Source organism: Hoeflea prorocentri (genome assembly GCF_027944115.1).
Taxonomy (GTDB): domain Bacteria; phylum Pseudomonadota; class Alphaproteobacteria; order Rhizobiales; family Rhizobiaceae; genus Hoeflea_A; species Hoeflea_A prorocentri.
This window is the reverse complement of sequence record NZ_JAPJZI010000002.1, coordinates 157,620-173,025: the sequence shown is the minus strand read 5'-3', so window position 1 is coordinate 173,025 and position 15,406 is coordinate 157,620. Positions and strand designations below refer to the sequence as shown.

The 15,406-nt window shown below is 59.4% G+C and carries 17 protein-coding genes; 8 read left to right on the top strand and 9 right to left on the bottom strand.

Features of this window, described 5'->3' with window-relative positions; all coding sequences use genetic code 11:
• Positions 1–37 precede the first annotated feature (37 nt).
• Both rpmB and OQ273_RS22385 read left to right on the top strand, forming a co-directional pair.
• Positions 38–331, top strand: coding sequence for a 50S ribosomal protein L28 (gene rpmB, locus OQ273_RS22390; protein WP_267993331.1), 294 nt, complete (start codon positions 38–40; stop codon positions 329–331).
• Between the two features lie 112 nt (positions 332–443).
• The gene (locus tag OQ273_RS22385; protein ID WP_267993330.1) at positions 444–1,109 is read left to right on the top strand and encodes a queuosine precursor transporter; all 666 of its coding nucleotides are present in this window, start codon (positions 444–446) and stop codon (positions 1,107–1,109) included.
• A gap of 6 nt (positions 1,110–1,115) precedes the next feature.
• On the opposite strand, the gene OQ273_RS22380 is transcribed toward OQ273_RS22385, so the two are convergent.
• The 4 genes from OQ273_RS22380 to OQ273_RS22365 all read right to left on the bottom strand — a co-directional run bounded on the left by OQ273_RS22380 (position 1,116) and on the right by OQ273_RS22365 (position 5,757).
• Positions 1,116–2,129, bottom strand: coding sequence for an esterase-like activity of phytase family protein (locus OQ273_RS22380; RefSeq protein WP_267993329.1), 1,014 nt, complete (start codon positions 2,127–2,129; stop codon positions 1,116–1,118).
• 5 nt (positions 2,130–2,134) lie between these two features.
• Complete coding sequence (gene cobT, locus OQ273_RS22375) at positions 2,135–4,027, bottom strand: cobaltochelatase subunit CobT (protein ID WP_267993328.1); 1,893 nt, start codon at positions 4,025–4,027, stop codon at positions 2,135–2,137.
• A gap of 5 nt (positions 4,028–4,032) precedes the next feature.
• On the bottom strand, positions 4,033–5,022 hold the full coding sequence (gene cobS, locus OQ273_RS22370; protein ID WP_267993327.1) for a cobaltochelatase subunit CobS: 990 nt from the start codon (positions 5,020–5,022) through the stop codon (positions 4,033–4,035).
• Between the two features lie 87 nt (positions 5,023–5,109).
• The gene (locus tag OQ273_RS22365) at positions 5,110–5,757 is read right to left on the bottom strand and encodes a J domain-containing protein (RefSeq protein ID WP_267993576.1); all 648 of its coding nucleotides are present in this window, start codon (positions 5,755–5,757) and stop codon (positions 5,110–5,112) included.
• Positions 5,758–5,918: 161 nt separating this feature from the next.
• Between OQ273_RS22365 and OQ273_RS22360 the strand changes: the two genes are divergently transcribed.
• Positions 5,919–6,182 carry a BolA family protein gene (locus OQ273_RS22360; RefSeq protein ID WP_267993326.1) on the top strand — a complete coding sequence of 88 codons (264 nt, stop codon included), beginning with the start codon at positions 5,919–5,921 and terminating at the stop codon, positions 6,180–6,182.
• Between the two features lie 3 nt (positions 6,183–6,185).
• Here the strand turns inward: OQ273_RS22360 and OQ273_RS22355 are convergent, their stop codons facing one another.
• The 3 genes from OQ273_RS22355 to OQ273_RS22345 are packed head-to-tail and all read right to left on the bottom strand — an operon-like array spanning position 6,186 to position 9,203.
• On the bottom strand, positions 6,186–7,466 hold the full coding sequence (locus tag OQ273_RS22355; RefSeq protein ID WP_267993325.1) for an HlyC/CorC family transporter: 1,281 nt from the start codon (positions 7,464–7,466) through the stop codon (positions 6,186–6,188).
• Entirely contained in the window at positions 7,463–8,596 is a 1,134-nt protein-coding gene (aroB, locus tag OQ273_RS22350) for a 3-dehydroquinate synthase (protein WP_267993324.1), read from the bottom strand. The genes OQ273_RS22355 and aroB overlap by 4 nt, the downstream gene beginning before the upstream one ends.
• 4 nt (positions 8,597–8,600) lie before the next feature.
• Positions 8,601–9,203 (bottom strand): shikimate kinase, encoded by a 603-nt coding sequence (locus tag OQ273_RS22345; RefSeq protein ID WP_267993323.1) that lies wholly within the window; start codon positions 9,201–9,203, stop codon positions 8,601–8,603.
• A 162-nt stretch (positions 9,204–9,365) separates the two neighbouring features.
• On the opposite strand from OQ273_RS22345, the gene OQ273_RS22340 reads away from it, so the two are divergent.
• From OQ273_RS22340 to OQ273_RS22320, 5 genes are all read left to right on the top strand, one after another.
• Positions 9,366–9,512 (top strand): histidine kinase, encoded by a 147-nt coding sequence (locus tag OQ273_RS22340; protein WP_267993322.1) that lies wholly within the window; start codon positions 9,366–9,368, stop codon positions 9,510–9,512.
• 20 nt (positions 9,513–9,532) lie between these two features.
• Positions 9,533–10,486, top strand: coding sequence for a site-specific tyrosine recombinase XerD (locus OQ273_RS22335; protein ID WP_267993321.1), 954 nt, complete (start codon positions 9,533–9,535; stop codon positions 10,484–10,486).
• Between the two features lie 93 nt (positions 10,487–10,579).
• Positions 10,580–11,533, top strand: a complete 954-nt coding sequence (locus tag OQ273_RS22330; RefSeq protein WP_267993320.1) for an acetyl-CoA carboxylase carboxyltransferase subunit alpha — start codon at positions 10,580–10,582, stop codon at positions 11,531–11,533.
• A 201-nt stretch (positions 11,534–11,734) separates the two neighbouring features.
• Positions 11,735–12,859 carry a L,D-transpeptidase family protein gene (locus OQ273_RS22325; protein WP_333781707.1) on the top strand — a complete coding sequence of 375 codons (1,125 nt, stop codon included), beginning with the start codon at positions 11,735–11,737 and terminating at the stop codon, positions 12,857–12,859.
• Complete coding sequence (locus tag OQ273_RS22320) at positions 12,844–13,095, top strand: sulfurtransferase TusA family protein (protein ID WP_267993319.1); 252 nt, start codon at positions 12,844–12,846, stop codon at positions 13,093–13,095. Before OQ273_RS22325 ends, OQ273_RS22320 begins: the two co-directional genes overlap by 16 nt.
• 7 nt (positions 13,096–13,102) lie before the next feature.
• Here OQ273_RS22320 and OQ273_RS22315 read toward each other — a convergent pair whose 3' ends face one another.
• Complete coding sequence (locus OQ273_RS22315; RefSeq protein ID WP_267993318.1) at positions 13,103–14,197, bottom strand: CobW family GTP-binding protein; 1,095 nt, start codon at positions 14,195–14,197, stop codon at positions 13,103–13,105.
• A gap of 13 nt (positions 14,198–14,210) precedes the next feature.
• On the bottom strand, positions 14,211–15,365 hold the full coding sequence (locus OQ273_RS22310) for a D-alanyl-D-alanine carboxypeptidase family protein (RefSeq protein ID WP_267993317.1): 1,155 nt from the start codon (positions 15,363–15,365) through the stop codon (positions 14,211–14,213).
• Positions 15,366–15,406: the final 41 nt, after the last annotated feature.

Genomic DNA, 15,406 nt, shown 5'->3' with positions numbered 1-15,406 from the left:
CGCATTGCAACAGGCCATCAGACTGAAGGTGAAACCCATGTCCCGCAGTTGCGAATTGACCGGCAAGGCCGTCCAGTCGGGCAACAATGTAAGCCACGCCAACAACAAGACGCGGCGCAAGTTCCTCCCGAACCTTTGCAACGTGACACTGATTTCCGACGCGCTCGGCAAGAGCTACCGGCTTCGTGTTTCCGCGGCCGCACTGCGTTCGGTTGAGCATCGCGGCGGTCTCGACGCATTCCTGGCAAAGGCAAGTGAAAAAGAACTGTCCATGCGTGCCCGTCTGCTGAAACGGCAGATTGCCAAGAAGGCTGCTGAAGCAGCAGCCTGATAGGCGTTGCGAGCATAATAATGTAGTCGCGGGCCGTCTTGACCGGCCTGCTTTATTGTGACCGGATCTGTTTCAGCCCGGTTTCGCTGGTGGCATAACCCAGGATAAAAAAATGCTCAAAGACTCTGCATATTCGGCTTTTGGCCTGATCACCCGCATCTATCCCTATCTGCTCGCGATGACGGCAGTGGTGATAGCGTCCAACTATCTCGTCCAGTTCCCGGTCATGTATACGATCGGCCCGTTTGTTCTGGACGATATCCTGACCTGGGGCGCGTTCACCTACCCGATCGCCTTCCTGGTGACCGACCTGTCAAACCGGCATTTCGGGCCGGCAAAGGCTCGCCTTATTGTCACCGTTGGCTTTGTTCTGGCCGTCGGCATTTCGATCTATGTCGCGACGCCGCGCATTGCGATTGCTTCCGGATCGGCCTTCCTTGTTGCGCAACTGCTGGACGTCTCGATTTTCGAACGCCTGCGCCATTCCCGCTGGTGGCATGCGCCACTGGTTTCGTCTGTCCTGGGTTCGATCATCGATACGGTGCTGTTCTTCTCGCTCGCCTTCGCGGCAAGCTTTGCAATCCTCGGCGCCAATGACGCTTTTGCCATCGAGGCGGCGCCGCTGCTCGGCTTCTTTGCCTTTGAGACGCCGCGCTGGATGTCCTGGGCCATCGGCGATCTGGCGGTCAAGCTGCTGGTTTCACTGGCGATGCTGGCGCCCTACCGCGCATTTCTGACGGTTCTGCGCCTGCACAAACCCACCGGTCAGCACTCTTAGACCGATTCAGTTGGTATCCTGATCGGCAAGTTCAAACTCCAGCAGCAGGCTGCGCTGCAGGAGCGAGTGATTGTCGTCGGATGCAAGCAGGATACGCGTACTGCCGTCCTCGCTTTCAAAGACGTCAAGGCTCTCCATATTGTCGATCTGGAAACCAAGATCCGCCTCGATAAGAATATCGCCATCCACCGTTGCGCCCGGTTTGATATCGGCCGCCGCAATGCGCCGAATGCGCATGCCGACACCTTCGGCAAGTGAAAACCGGCGCTCCAGCAGCAGCAGATCGCCATTCGGCAGGAAGTCGCCATCCGTCACGTCAAAGGGCGGATGCCGGCGCACAAAGAAAACGCCCTTTTTCGGACCGGTCACAATCGCAGCAAAAATGTCGCCCTTCTTGTTGAGGCTCTTTTCACTCACCGCGACAAGCGCGCCGTCAAGCGGTGTTCCCAGCGGAGCAACAGCCAGAGCTTCTAGGCCGCGATTGTTCCGGAACTCGTAAAGCGGAATCGGTTGCGGAACCTGGCGCACCGGGGACGATTGCGGCACGTCCTCAAGACGGTGCTGCTCAATCCTGTGCTCGCGCTCGAAACTGACATAGACCGTGTCACCGTCTATCGCGAGGCCTTCCGCATCGACATAGTAACGCTGCTGAACAACATCGCCGCCACGATCGCGCATTGCCGCGATATCGACATCGGCAAGCCCCGCCAAACGGCCATCCGCACCGCGCTCGATGCGGCCGGTCATCCAGTGGCCCGTGTCCAGCACACCAATAAACCGGACGCCGTCCGGCATTAGCCGGAAGCCGGAGATCCCACCCAGCAGAGCGTTGGGCGACGTAATCTCAATACCGCCAAGATAGTCGAGGTCTCCGAAGCGCGTTTTGTCAGAGCGGACGCGGAACCGCGGGATTTGCTGCGCTTCAACCTCGATCCGGCTCACACCGTCATCGCGCGCAACAGCAGTGACCGGAACCGCGGCAAGGCCCAGAGCCAGCGCAAGGCGCAGCAGGATCTTCATGATGATCAGCCCGCGCGCCGCATTGCCGGCCCGCCTTGCTCTTCCTCGAAGAGCGAAGCCAACTGCTCGGTCATCGCACCGGCGAGTTCCTCGGCATCGACAATAGTCACCGCGCGGCGATAGTAGCGCGTCACGTCGTGCCCGATGCCGATGGCAAGCAACTCGATCGGAGACCGCGTCTCGATCTCCTCGATCACCGCCCTCAAATGACGCTCGAGATAATTGCCTGGATTGACCGACAGGGTTGAATCGTCAACCGGTGCGCCGTCGGAAATCATCATCAGGATACGCCGCTGTTCTGGCCGCCCCAACAGGCGGTTATGCGCCCAGATCAGCGCCTCGCCATCAATGTTTTCCTTCAGCAGACCCTCGCGCATCATCAGACCAAGATTGCGCCGCGCCCGCCGCCATGGCGCATCCGCGGATTTGTAGATAATGTGACGCAAATCGTTGAGCCGGCCCGGATTGGCAGGCTTTCCTTCGCCCAGCCACTTTTCGCGGGCCTGTCCGCCCTTCCAGGCCTTGGTGGTAAAGCCGAGGATCTCGACCTTGACCCCGCAGCGTTCCAACGTGCGGGCAAGAATATCCGCACAGGTGGCTGCAACCGTGATCGGCCGGCCGCGCATCGATCCGGAATTATCGATCAGGAGCGTGACAACGGTGTCGCGGAAATTGGTATCGCGTTCCATCTTGAAAGAGAGCGACTGCATTGGATCGATCACCATGCGCACGAGCCGCGCGGAATCGAGATAACCTTCCTCAAGGTCGAATTCCCATGCCCGGTTCTGCTGAGCCATCAGCCGCCGCTGCAACCGGTTGGCAAGACGCCCGACGACGCCCTGCAGGTTCGAAAGCTGTTTGTCGAGAAAGGCCCGCAACCGCTCCAGCTCGGCCTCTTCACACAACTCCTCGGCGGCCACCGTTTCGTCGAACTGTTCGGTGAACACGCCATAGTCGACCTTCTGGCTAAGATCGTCGAACGGCGTATTCGGCCGCCGTGTCTCTCCCGGCGTCTCGGCATCGTCGTCCTGGTCATCGAGCATATCGTCCTCGGTGACCTCGGCGCCGTCCATCTCGCCGTCTTCCATCTGTTCGTCAGCGGATTCGTTCTCCTCGGCAGGCGCGGATTCCGATCCGGCTTCATCCTGCGCGCTCTCGTCATTCTCCTCATCGGAGCGGGGCTGATCGTCGTCGGTCGTCTCGTCCTGCTGATCCTGCTGATCGGGATCTTCGCCATATTCCTCGGCGACATCCATATGAGCCAGCATATCGCGAACAAGCCGGGCAAATGCCTGCTGATCTTCCAGCGCTTCGCCAAGATGCTCCATATCGGCGCCGGCTTTTTCCTCGATCCAGTCGCGCCACAGATCAAGAACCGGACCGGCGGTCTCGGGCGGCGCCTGTCCGGTGAGTTTTTCCCGCACCAGAAGTGCCAGCGCGTCATGCAGCGGTGCCTGCGCCCTGTCGGTGATATTGCGGTAGCCGGCCTTGTTGCAGCGGTCCGACAGCACGGCTGTCAGATTGTCCGCAACACCGGCCATACGTTTTGACCCGATTGCCTCGATCCGGGCCTGTTCCACAGCGTCGAATATCTCACGGGCGTCGTCCCCCTGCGGCGCCATGGCCGTGTGAACAGCCGTATCGTGACAGGCCTTGCGCAGCGCCAGCGAATCCCCGACACCACGCGTCAGGCTGACATCGCTGCGCGACGGGCGCTTGGGAAGATCTGGCAGCCGTGCCCGTTCGCCGGCAAGTCCGGGCCGGTCATTGGCAAACACCACCTCAAGTTCATGGTCGTTGGCAATCGAGCGCACGCAACCGGTCAAGGCACGCTTGAACGGTTCCGAATCGACCGGCGGACGGGCAGTCGCCCGGGAATTGTCACCGCGGCCGGCCATCGATCCTAGGAATCCAGAACGATATTGGCTGCGCTGTCCTTGAGCTCTTCGCCGAAGGCACGCTGATATTGTTCAGCCACCAGCGAGCGCTCGAGCTCATCACATTTGTTCAGGAAGGTGAGCTGGAAGGCAAAAGCGAGGTCGCCAAAGATTTCGGCATTTTCCGCCCAGGTGATGACGGTACGCGGGCTCATCACGGTCGAAAGATCGCCGTTGATGAAGGCAGCACGTGTCATATCCGCGACCCGGACCATCTTGGAAACCTTGTCGCGACCCTCTTCGGTATCGAAACTCTTGACCTTGGCCAGTACGATATTGACCTCGTTGTCGTGCGGCAGATAGTTGAGTGTCGTCACGATCGACCAGCGGTCCATCTGTGCCTGGTTGATCTGCTGGGTACCATGATAAAGGCCGGTCGTATCGCCGAGGCCAACCGTGTTTGCCGTCGCAAACAGGCGGAAGGCGGGGTGCGGTCGGATCACACGGCTCTGGTCCAGAAGCGTCAGGCGGCCTGACGATTCCAGCACCCGCTGAATAACGAACATCACATCGGGGCGGCCGGCATCGTATTCGTCAAAGACCAGCGCCACATTGTGTTGATAGGCCCAAGGCAAAATACCGTCGCGGAATTCGGTAACCTGCTGGCCATCCTGAAGCACGATGGCGTCCTTGCCGACAAGGTCGATACGGCTGACATGGCTGTCGAGATTGACGCGCACGCATGGCCAGTTGAGCCGCGCGGCGACCTGTTCGATATGGGTCGATTTGCCGGTGCCGTGATAGCCGGAGACCATCACCCTGCGGTTGTGGGCAAAGCCGGCAAGGATCGCCAGCGTCGTCTCCCGGTCGAACAGGTAATCCGGGTCCAGATCCGGCACATAGGCATCAGCCTGAGAATAGGCCGGCACCTTGAGATCGGTATCGATATCAAAGGTTTCCCTGACCTGCACGGTTGTGTCCGGCAGATTGGTAATATCGAGGTCAATCTTGTTCATCATGTCTCCACCACGGCCGTCCTTGTCGGCCGTTTTACGCGTCACAGAAACCGAATTGTCCGTGAACTTTTTGTCTGCAGGCATCGTCTAGCAGAAACCAGACTGTTTTAACAATTGATAGGCCTGAATTACTTCGCGAAACCGCTCCTCCGACCCCCGGTCGCCGCCATTGGCATCGGGGTGGTGCTGTTTCACCAGTTCCTTGTAGCGGGTTTTGATGTCGTCAGATGTCGCATTTGCGGCAAGGCCCATCGTGTCGAAGGCCTTGGCCTCCAGTGTCTTGAGCTTTCGTTTGCGCGGTTGCGCCCGGGCCGAACCCCGCTCTTCGAAAAGGCGGAACGGATCACGCATATTGGCATAGGCCGCGGCGCTGCCCGAGCGCGCCTGCGCATGCTGCGGATTGGCCTGCGCACCGCCCGATGTTTTGTTGACGCCGACCGTCCAGGTCGGCCTGTGACCGGTCAGGGCTTCTTTCTGGTATCGGGCAATCTCGCCATCCGACAGGCCGGAGAAATAATTATAGCCCTTGTTGTACTCGCGCACGTGTTCGGCGCAGAACATAAAATATTCGCCCTCGGCATCGCGGCCGACCGGCGCCTTGAATTCACCCTTCTTCTCACACCCGTCCCACTGGCAGGTTGGCGCTTCAGTTGCCTTTTTTGCGCCCTTCTTGCCCTTCTTTTTGGACGAGCGGATGCTGTCAAAATATTTTGAATCCAGTTTCATGTGCTCAATTACAATGTGTGCCGCCTGTGCGAACAAGCATTGACTTGCCGCGGTTTGCCCTATTATCGGATCGGACGCGCGGGCTGAATCACTCCGCACCAGACCGGGGCGCAATATCATAGCAGGAATAAGCTGTCATGACAGGACAAAACGGACCAATTGAGACGCGTATGACAAAAAAACTTCGTGATGCATTCGCGCCGCAGCGCCTTTATGTCATCAACGAAAGTCATCAGCACGCCGGCCATCAGGAAAGCTTCGATGGCACCGGCGAAACCCATTTCCGAATCCGTATCGTTTCCGACACATTTGCCGGCATGCCCCGCATCGCGCGGCACAGGGCAGTCAACGAATTGCTGAATGAAGAGCTGGAAGCAGGCGTCCACGCCCTTGCGATCGAGCCGGCAGCCCCCGACGAAACGGTCCGCTGGTAAGAGCTAGCTTCCGCTCTCCGAGGCCACCGGCCGGATACGCAGTTTCGTGATCCGGTTTTTGACGCGTTTCATCACGATGAACCGCATGCCGTGATAGGTAAACGCCTGGCGCTCTTCCGGAATGATCTGCGATTCATGGATGACGAGACCGGCAACTGTGGTCGCCTCCTCGTCCGGTAGGTTCCAGTCCAGCGCCCGGTTAAGATCGCGGATCGGCACATTGCCATCCACCACAACCGAACCGTCAGCCTCCTGCCGCACACCCTGCATTTCAAGATCGTGCTCGTCGGCTATATCGCCGACGATCTCCTCAAGGATATCCTCAAGCGTCACCAGACCTTCCACCTCGCCATATTCATCGACCACGATGGCAAAATGGGCCTTGCGCCGCAAAAATGCACTGAGCTGATCCTTCACATTGGTTGTATCGGGCACAAACCACGGTTTTTGCGCCGTCTTGACGATATCGACCGTCTTGCGGTCGCCGCCCGTGCCGGCAAGTGCGCGCAACACATCCTTGGCGTGGATCACACCGATAATATTGTCCGTCTCTCCGCGCCAGACCGGCATACGGGTATAGGGGCTTTCAAGCACCTGCCGAACGGCGGTTTCCGGCTCCTCATCGGCATTGATCATGCGCATGGACGTGCGGTGTACCATGACGTCGGAGACTTCCAGTTCGCCAAGATCGAGAACGCCGCCAAGCCGGTCTCGGTCGGCCTTGACCACCGAGCCTTCCCGGTGCAGCAGCGCCACGGCCCCGCGCAGTTCCTCCTGGGCGGATAGCATCGATGTCTCGGTCGACAAGGTCACGCCAAGAAGACCGAGCAGACGTCGAACAATCGCATTGACGACGCTTGAGAGCGGGCCGGCAACAGCTACGAACACGCGCACAAACGGCGCGACCGTCATGGCAAAACGGTCGGTTGAAGAAATCGCCCAGCTCTTCGGCAGGACTTCTGCGAAGATCACCAGAAGAATGGTCATCGCCAGCGTCGCATAGGCCACACCCGCTTCGCCGAAGAGGCTTAGAAACAGGCTGGTCGCCAGCGCGGAAGCAAGAATGTTGACAAGGTTGTTGCCGATCAGCAGCGCTCCGATCAGCCTGTCGCGGCGTTGGATCAGCCGCACGACGATACCGGCGCTGTGCTGCCCGTTGGCCTCGAGCTGGTGCATGCGGGCACGCGAGGCGGCGGTCAGCGCCGTTTCCGAACCGGAAAAGAACCCCGAAACGGCAATAAGGGCGATGATGATAAGGATGACCAGCCAATATTCGGCAATCATTGTGTGTATTTTTCCTTCAAGAAACCGAGAACTTCGGATTGCGGCACATCATCGGCGATAAAGGACTGGCCTATTCCCCGAGTGAGGATGAAGGTCAGTTTGCCCCTTTTGACCTTTTTGTCCTGGGCGATGTGCTCCATCAATATATCAGGTGGCGGCAGCTCTCCGTCAATATCGTGAATGCTTGTCGGCAAACCAACGGCGCGCAAATGCTCCGCAACACGCCTGGCGTCATCCGGGCTCGCATGGTTCATGCGTGCCGAAAACTCGTGCGCGAGCACCACACCGATGGCGACGCCCTCGCCATGCACCAGGCGCCGGCTGTCATAACCCGTCGCCGCCTCAAGCGCATGGCCGAATGTGTGACCGAGATTGAGCAATGCGCGGTGACCGCTTTCGCGCTCATCCGCCGCCACCACATCGGCCTTTGCCTGACAGCTCGTGGCGATGGCTTCAACGCGGGCGGCACCGCCGGAAAAGACCTCTCGCCAATTGTCCTCCAGCCAGGCGAAAAACTCCGGCCTGTCAATGAGGCCGTATTTGGCAACCTCCGCATAACCGGCACGAAACTCCCGCTCGCTCAACGTGTCGAGAACATCGGTATCGGCCAGCACCAGCTCTGGCTGGTGAAAGACTCCAACCAGGTTCTTGCCGTGGCCGGTGTTGATGCCGGTCTTGCCTCCGACGGAGGAATCGACCTGCGCCAACAGCGACGTCGGCACCTGCACATAATGCATGCCCCGGCGCACGATCCCGGCGACAAAGCCGGTGAGATCGCCGATCACCCCGCCTCCGAGCGCCACCACGGCGTCGCCGCGCTCGAGCCGGGCGTCAAGCACCGCGTCGCAGGCCTGCATCAGATGTTCGAAGCTCTTGGTCCGTTCGCCGGCCGGCAGGATGATCGGCACGGCCTTGATCCCGGCTGCTGACAGGCTTTCGCCCAAAGTGTCGAGATGAAGCCCGGCAACCGTCTCATCCGTGATGATGGCGACTTGGGCGTCCGGCAATCGCTGTGCAATCTGAGCGCCGGCCTCGGCAATGCGCCCGGGTCCGATCAGGATGTCATAGGAGCGCGCGCCCAGATCTACCCGTACCCTCGCCTCTTCACCCGGCCCGGCGTTCGATTTCATGTGATCAACCATCTTTTCTGTCACCGGCTTCTTGCGGTCCGTTTTTGATAATCGCGTCGAGAACCTCGTCCACGATCGTTTCCTTCGGCGCGTCACGCGACTGGACAACGAGATCGGCCATTGCGTAGACCGGGTAACGCTCGTCAAGCAACGCCGAAAGCGTTGCCTCCGGGTTGTCCGTCTGCAAAAGCGGCCTGTGACTGCGGCGTTTCACCCGCTCCCACAGGACATCCAGATCCGCCTTCAGCCACAACGACAAGCCGGACTGCCCGATATAGTCACGAACCGGCGCCTGCATGAACGCACCGCCGCCGGTCGAAAGCACCATCGGCCCTTCCTGAAGCAACCTTTTGATGACCCGTGCTTCAAGCGCCCTGAACTCGGCCTCGCCATATTGGGCGAAAAGGTCCGAGATTGACATGCGTGAGACCTGCTCGATCTCGTGATCGGAATCGACAAATGGGATCCGCATGGCCTGCGCGGACATGCGGCCGATCACCGATTTGCCTGCGCCCATAAGCCCGACAAACGCCACGGCCCGACTGCCCAGACAGGCGCGCGCCTCGTCGGCCTGCGGGTGCGCTGATTCGGATGCACGGGTCATCATTCGCCAGGTTCCATCTTCTGTTACACCGGTATCGGCAAATGTTCGCACGGCGTCAAGCAACGCAGCCGCCGCGATAAGACACAGCCACCTGATTCCGGTCTTGCAACGGATCATCGCCTCGACCATAAAGGAGCAGTCCTATTCGAATCCATGGAACGAGGCATGCCGTCACTCATCCGGTTTCTTGTCTTTTGCGCAGTTATTGCCGGCCTGGTGTATGGCGCCATGTATGCGCTGACCATTTATGTTGACCCCAAACCGCGTCAGATTGAAATTCGCGTGCCGACCGAGAAGGTCAATCCGAACTGACACCCCAATGGCGGGGCGTCATGGCTGATCTGAGCCTGGCGCATCTCGAAGCCTTTCTGGAGATGATGAGCGCCGAGCGCGGCGCGGCAGGCAACACGCTTTCTTCCTACAGAAACGACCTTGAAGACGCGCACGCTTTCATGAGCGGCGGCGGCTCAAGTCTTGCCTCGGCACGAAGCGAAGACCTGCAGCGCTACTTATCGGACATCGCGGACCGAGGTTTCGCCGCCAGTTCTCAGGCACGGCGCCTCTCGGCACTCAGGCAATTCTACCGGTTCCTCTACACCGAAGGCCTGCGAACGGACGACCCGACCGGAATTCTGGATTCGCCGAAAAAAAGACAGCCGTTACCCAAGAGCTTGAGCATGGAAAATGTCACGGCTCTGATCGAACAGGCCAGAAGCGAAGCCGACGAAACAGCCATTGATGATCCCGAGCGGCTGATCCGGCTGCGTCGGCTTGCGTTGATCGAACTGCTCTATGCCACCGGTCTGCGGGTGACAGAACTCGTGGGGCTTCCAGCATCGGTGGCAACCCAGCAAGACAAGCGCTTCCTGATCGTCCGGGGAAAGGGCGGCAAGGAGCGTCTTGTTCCGCTGTCCTCGGCATCCAGAGATGCGTTGATGCGCTATGCCAAGGCGCTGCGAGCGCGCGACGAGGGCGCTGGATCGCCATTTCTGTTTCCCTCGCGCTCGGCCGGTGGACATCTGCCACGACAGGTCTTTGCCCGCGAATTGAAGGCGCTCGGCATTCGCAGCGGCCTGCCCGCCAAGGCCCTGTCGCCACACGTTTTGCGGCATGCTTTCGCCAGTCACCTCTTGCAGAACGGCGCCGATCTGCGCGTGGTCCAGGAACTGCTCGGCCATTCGGATATTTCGACCACACAGATCTACACGCACATATTGGAGGAGCGGCTGCACCGCCTGGTCAGCGAGAATCATCCCCTTGCAATTGCGGATAAAAACAGCACATAGAGCGCGCGGTTTTCGTTTTTGCTTGCTTTGCGACGCAATGGCTCTTAGCCAGAAAACACAACGCGCCAGAAAACAGGCTGAGATCGGACATAGATGATCAACTATCTCGACTTCGAAAAACCGTTGTCAGACATCGAAGGCAAGATTCACGAGCTACGCAGGCTTGCCGGGGACGACGAAATCATCGACACCGCCGCCGAAATCGAAAAACTCGAAGCGCGCGCCAAGGATGTTCTGGCTGATCTCTATACCAAGCTGACCCCATGGCAGAAGACACAGGTCGCACGGCACCCCGCCCGTCCGCATTTCCGCGACTATGCCGAAGCTCTTTTTGAAGAATTCACGCCTCTTGCCGGCGACCGCAAATTCTCGAACGATGAAGCAATCCAGGCCGGTCTCGGACGTTTCCGGGGACAGGGTGTGGCGATCATTGGCCAGGAAAAGGGCAATGATACAAAATCCCGTATCCGGCATAATTTCGGCAGTGCCCGGCCCGAAGGTTATCGCAAGGCTGTCCGTGTCCTGGAGATGGCGAACCGGTTCGGCCTGCCGGTGATTACGCTGATCGACACATCAGGCGCCTATCCGGGCGTTGGGGCCGAGGAACGCGGCCAGGCGGAAGCCATCGCCCGTTCAACGGAAATGTGCCTCAACGTCAAGGTTCCGATTATCTCCGTCGTCATAGGCGAAGGTGGTTCCGGCGGAGCCATCGCCATCGCGACCGGCAATCGGATCTATATGCTCGAACATGCGATCTACAGCGTCATTTCGCCCGAAGGTGCAGCCTCGATCCTGTGGCGCGATGCGGCGCGCGCCAAGGACGCCGCCGCCAATATGAAGATCACCGCCCAGGATCTGAAGCAGCTCGGCGTTATAGACGACATTATCGAAGAACCGGTCGGCGGGGCCCATCGCGACCCCGCCGCGGTCATCGCCGCAACCGGAGATGCAATCGCCGGCGGTCTTGACGATCTCAGTTCGCTCGACGGCGACATGCTGCGCCGTAACCGGCGTCAGAAGTTCCTCGACATGGGCCGCAATCTTTAGCCCGAAACGGCACGCAAACGGCGACGGCAACCAATTACATATTTGTGAAGTCACTCGTTTATCGATTGTGGTAAAGATTCCGGAAACATATCGGTCATACTTTGGGCGACATAGGATGATTGAGTCCGCTGCCGACAATCGGAAGCGGCGGGCCGTAGACCGGTAATGAAATTCGGACGGCGCATGGGGCCACGAGAGGTCTTGGCGTCAAACGGATGGGAAAGGGGCACAGTGCGTCTGACTGGCTGGAAATCGGCAATCGCCGTTGCGGGTATGAGCCTTGCCATTGCGGGATGCCAGGATGTCCTGGAATCCGTCGACAACAAGGCCGAATACGAGCTTCCCAAGAAACTCGTCAACAAGATGAAGGCGCATGACCAGCGGGTCCGCGCGCCCATCATGATGCGTATCTTCAAGGAAGAAGGCATGCTCGAGGTCTGGAAGGCCAAGGGTAACGGCCGCTACGCGATGGTCAAGGAATATGAGATCTGCAAGTGGTCGGGTGAACTCGGACCGAAGTTCAAGGAAGGCGACCGCCAGGCGCCGGAAGGCTACTATCACGTCAAGCCCCACCAGATGAATCCCAATTCCAGCTACTACCTGTCGTTCAACATGGGCTTTCCCAACGCCTATGACAGAGCACACGGGCGCACCGGTTCGCATTTGATGGTCCATGGCGCCTGCTCGTCCGCCGGCTGTTACTCGATGACCGACGAGCTGATGATCGAGATCTACGCCTTCGCCCGCGAGGCCCATCGCGGCGGTCAGCAGGCTTTCCAGGTGCAGGCCTATCCGTTCCGCATGACCGCCGAGAACATGGCTCGACATCGCAACCACCGGCATTATGAATACTGGGAGATGATCAAGGTCGGCTATGATCATTTCGAATTGACCAAGCGGCCTCCTAAGGTCGATGTGTGTGACGGGCAGTATGTCTTCAACCAGGTCGCCGAAGAGGGTGATGAATTCCACCCGCAGCGCGCCTGCCCGGTTTCAGCTCCGCCGCAATCGCTTGCCCTGGCCTATGCGGCCCATACGAAGAAATATGACCAGGAGTTCGCTGCGGCGATCAAAGAGCTGAACGACCGCACCAAAACCCCTGCAATTGCCACATTGCTGTCGCCCGGACGAACCAGCAACGAACAGACCGCAACGATTCAGCAATCGACACCGGTGGCCGGCAGCAATGCCGCAATCGCCCCTCTGCCTCCGGCAACCGATGTGGGCAGTGTCGCGGCCGTTCCGGCAGTCCCAACTCCGTCGCCGGCGACCGCCGCTGCACCACAACCGTCCAAGAAGAAGAAATCCTGGTGGCGCGTTTGGTAGATGACGAGACAGGCACTGAACATTACGACCTGCGCGGTTTGAAATGTCCATTGCCTGTCCTGAAAACAAAAAAACGCATGGCGCCGCTGGCTGGTGGCACCCGCATATGGGTCGAAACCACCGATCCGCTTGCGGTCGTGGATATCCCGCATTTCTGCTCTGAATTCGGACATCGCCTCCTTGAGACGCAGACCGTCGATGGCGGTCACCGCTTCCTGATCGAGAAGACAGGCTGACCTTAAATCAGGGTTTGAAACCTGGTATCGAAAGCGGATTGCTTTCCATGGCCTGCAGGTCGGGCGTGTCGATCTGGGGCGTTCCGGTAAAGGCTGCAAAAAGCCTCGCGACAAAAGCTTCTTCGAGATCGCGGGTGATCACCACAAGCCGGGTTCGCCGGTCATCGTCCGGCCAGCCGGCAAGCCGCACCGGCGGATGGAAAATGGACTGCACGCCATGCAGCACGACCGGCCTGTCCGGATCGTCGGCAAGACCTACAATCCCCTTCATGCGCAGCAGCTTGTCACTTTGGCTGGAACGCAAAAGATCAACGAACATCTCCAGCGCATCCGGCTCGATCGGCTTGTCTTCGGTCAGCGTGAACGCACGGATGCGTGCATCGTGCCGGTTGACGTCATGGACGTGATCGTGATCGTGCCGATAGGCCTCGTCCCGCAACCAGCGGCTGACATCAGCCGTCTTTGTCGCCGGGTCGTAAAGACCGCAATCAAACAGCGCGACCGCTTTCGCCTCGTCATCGTTTGACGAAAGCTGCGGCGCACCCGGATTGAGATGCATGAGCCGCGACGTGAACCGTGCAAACTCCGGCGAAGCCGGATCGATGAGATCGGTCTTGGTCAGAACGATCCGGTCCGCTACGGCGACCTGTTTGACAGCCTCTTCATGGGCGTTGAGCGTGGCATCGCCATTGACCGCATCAACCGCCGTGATAACGCCGTCGAGACGGTAGTTCTGCACCAGAACCGGATGGCCCATGATGGCGTGAAGCACCGGCGCCGGGTCCGCCAGTCCCGTTGTCTCGACAATCACCCGGCCAAGCGCCTTGATGCGTCCGGTGTGAAGGCGGTCGACAAGATCGGCCAGCGTGTCGACGAGTTCGCCGCGGACCGTGCAGCACAGGCATCCGTCCGACAACTCTATGACGCCATCGCTCGATTGTTCCACCAGAAGATGATCTATGCCCACATCGCCGAACTCGTTGATGATCACTGCCGTATCGCGCAGGTCCGGATCCTTCAAAAGCCGGTTAAGCAGCGTCGTCTTTCCCGACCCGAGAAAGCCGGTCAATACGGAAACAGGAATTGGGTCGGGCCGGTTCATACACGCAGCCCGATCAGAGACTGGGGCGGGTCTGCGGCACCGGAACATTGCTTGCGGGTTTGGCCTGCGATGCGGTCACCGGACTGTCACTTCCGCCAATGCGGACCGGTCTTGCTTTCGGCACGGGAATCCGCCCCGCTGTCAAAGCTGCCGGCACACGGCCGGTCAGCCCGACAGGCACGGCGCGAGCCTTGCGGCCGAGCGGCGAAATATAGGCCGAGCTGAGCGTCATTCGCCCCTCGACGTCACGGCCCCCATAGCGTGCCTTTCGCGCCTCTTGCGAACACACAACCGGCCTGAGATCAACAATCTGCAGCCGGTTCTGGCCATAGGGACGAAGCCCCTTGAGCGTTGGCTTGGCAAGACCGGGCGTCGTCAGTCCCTTTTGCAACAGGCGTGCCGATTCCACAGCCCGTTCTTCCTGATCCTTGGCGCCGAGAACAACCGAGACCACGGTCCGGCCTTTACGGGTCGCCGATGAGACCTGATTGAAGCCGGAAGAACAGATAAAGCCCGTTTTCATGCCGTTCGCACCGGCAAAACGCCCGATCAGAATATTGTAGTTTGTATAGGTTTTTTTCCCGGTGCTGATCGCTTCCAGGGCGAAATAGTGGCTGTATTGGGGGAATTCGCGCAGAAGCGCCACGCCAAGGACAGCCATGTCGCGGGCCGTCGTGCGCTGGCCTTTACCCGGCAAACCGCTTGCATTGACAAACCGTGTATCGGTCATGCCGATGCGCCTTGCTTCGGCATTCATCATCGCCACGAAGGCATCACGGCTACCGGCTATTGTCTCCCCGATCGCCACTGAAACATCATTAGCCGACTTGACCATGATAATCTTGATCGCGTTGTCGAGCGTCAACTGCGAGCCGGGTTTGAAGTACATCTTGCTCGGCGGCGCCTTCGCCGCCGCGTTGCTGATCGTCACCTTGCCGTCCATGGACACCGCACCGGCCTGCACCTGGCGGAAAACCACGTAGGCGGTCATCAGCTTGGTCAGTGAAGCCGGGTACCAGCGCTGGAAAGCATCTTTGTGTTCAAGCACCTTGCCGCTTTTCACGTCGACCACGATCGTCGGTCCTGCGGCTTTCGCGCCTGCTGTCAAGACAGCGGCAATCACCAGTGCGATGAGACATATGACGGGCACACTCGATACTCGATGCATGGGCGGGACCGGACTCCAACAGATGATCGGGGCACGAATTG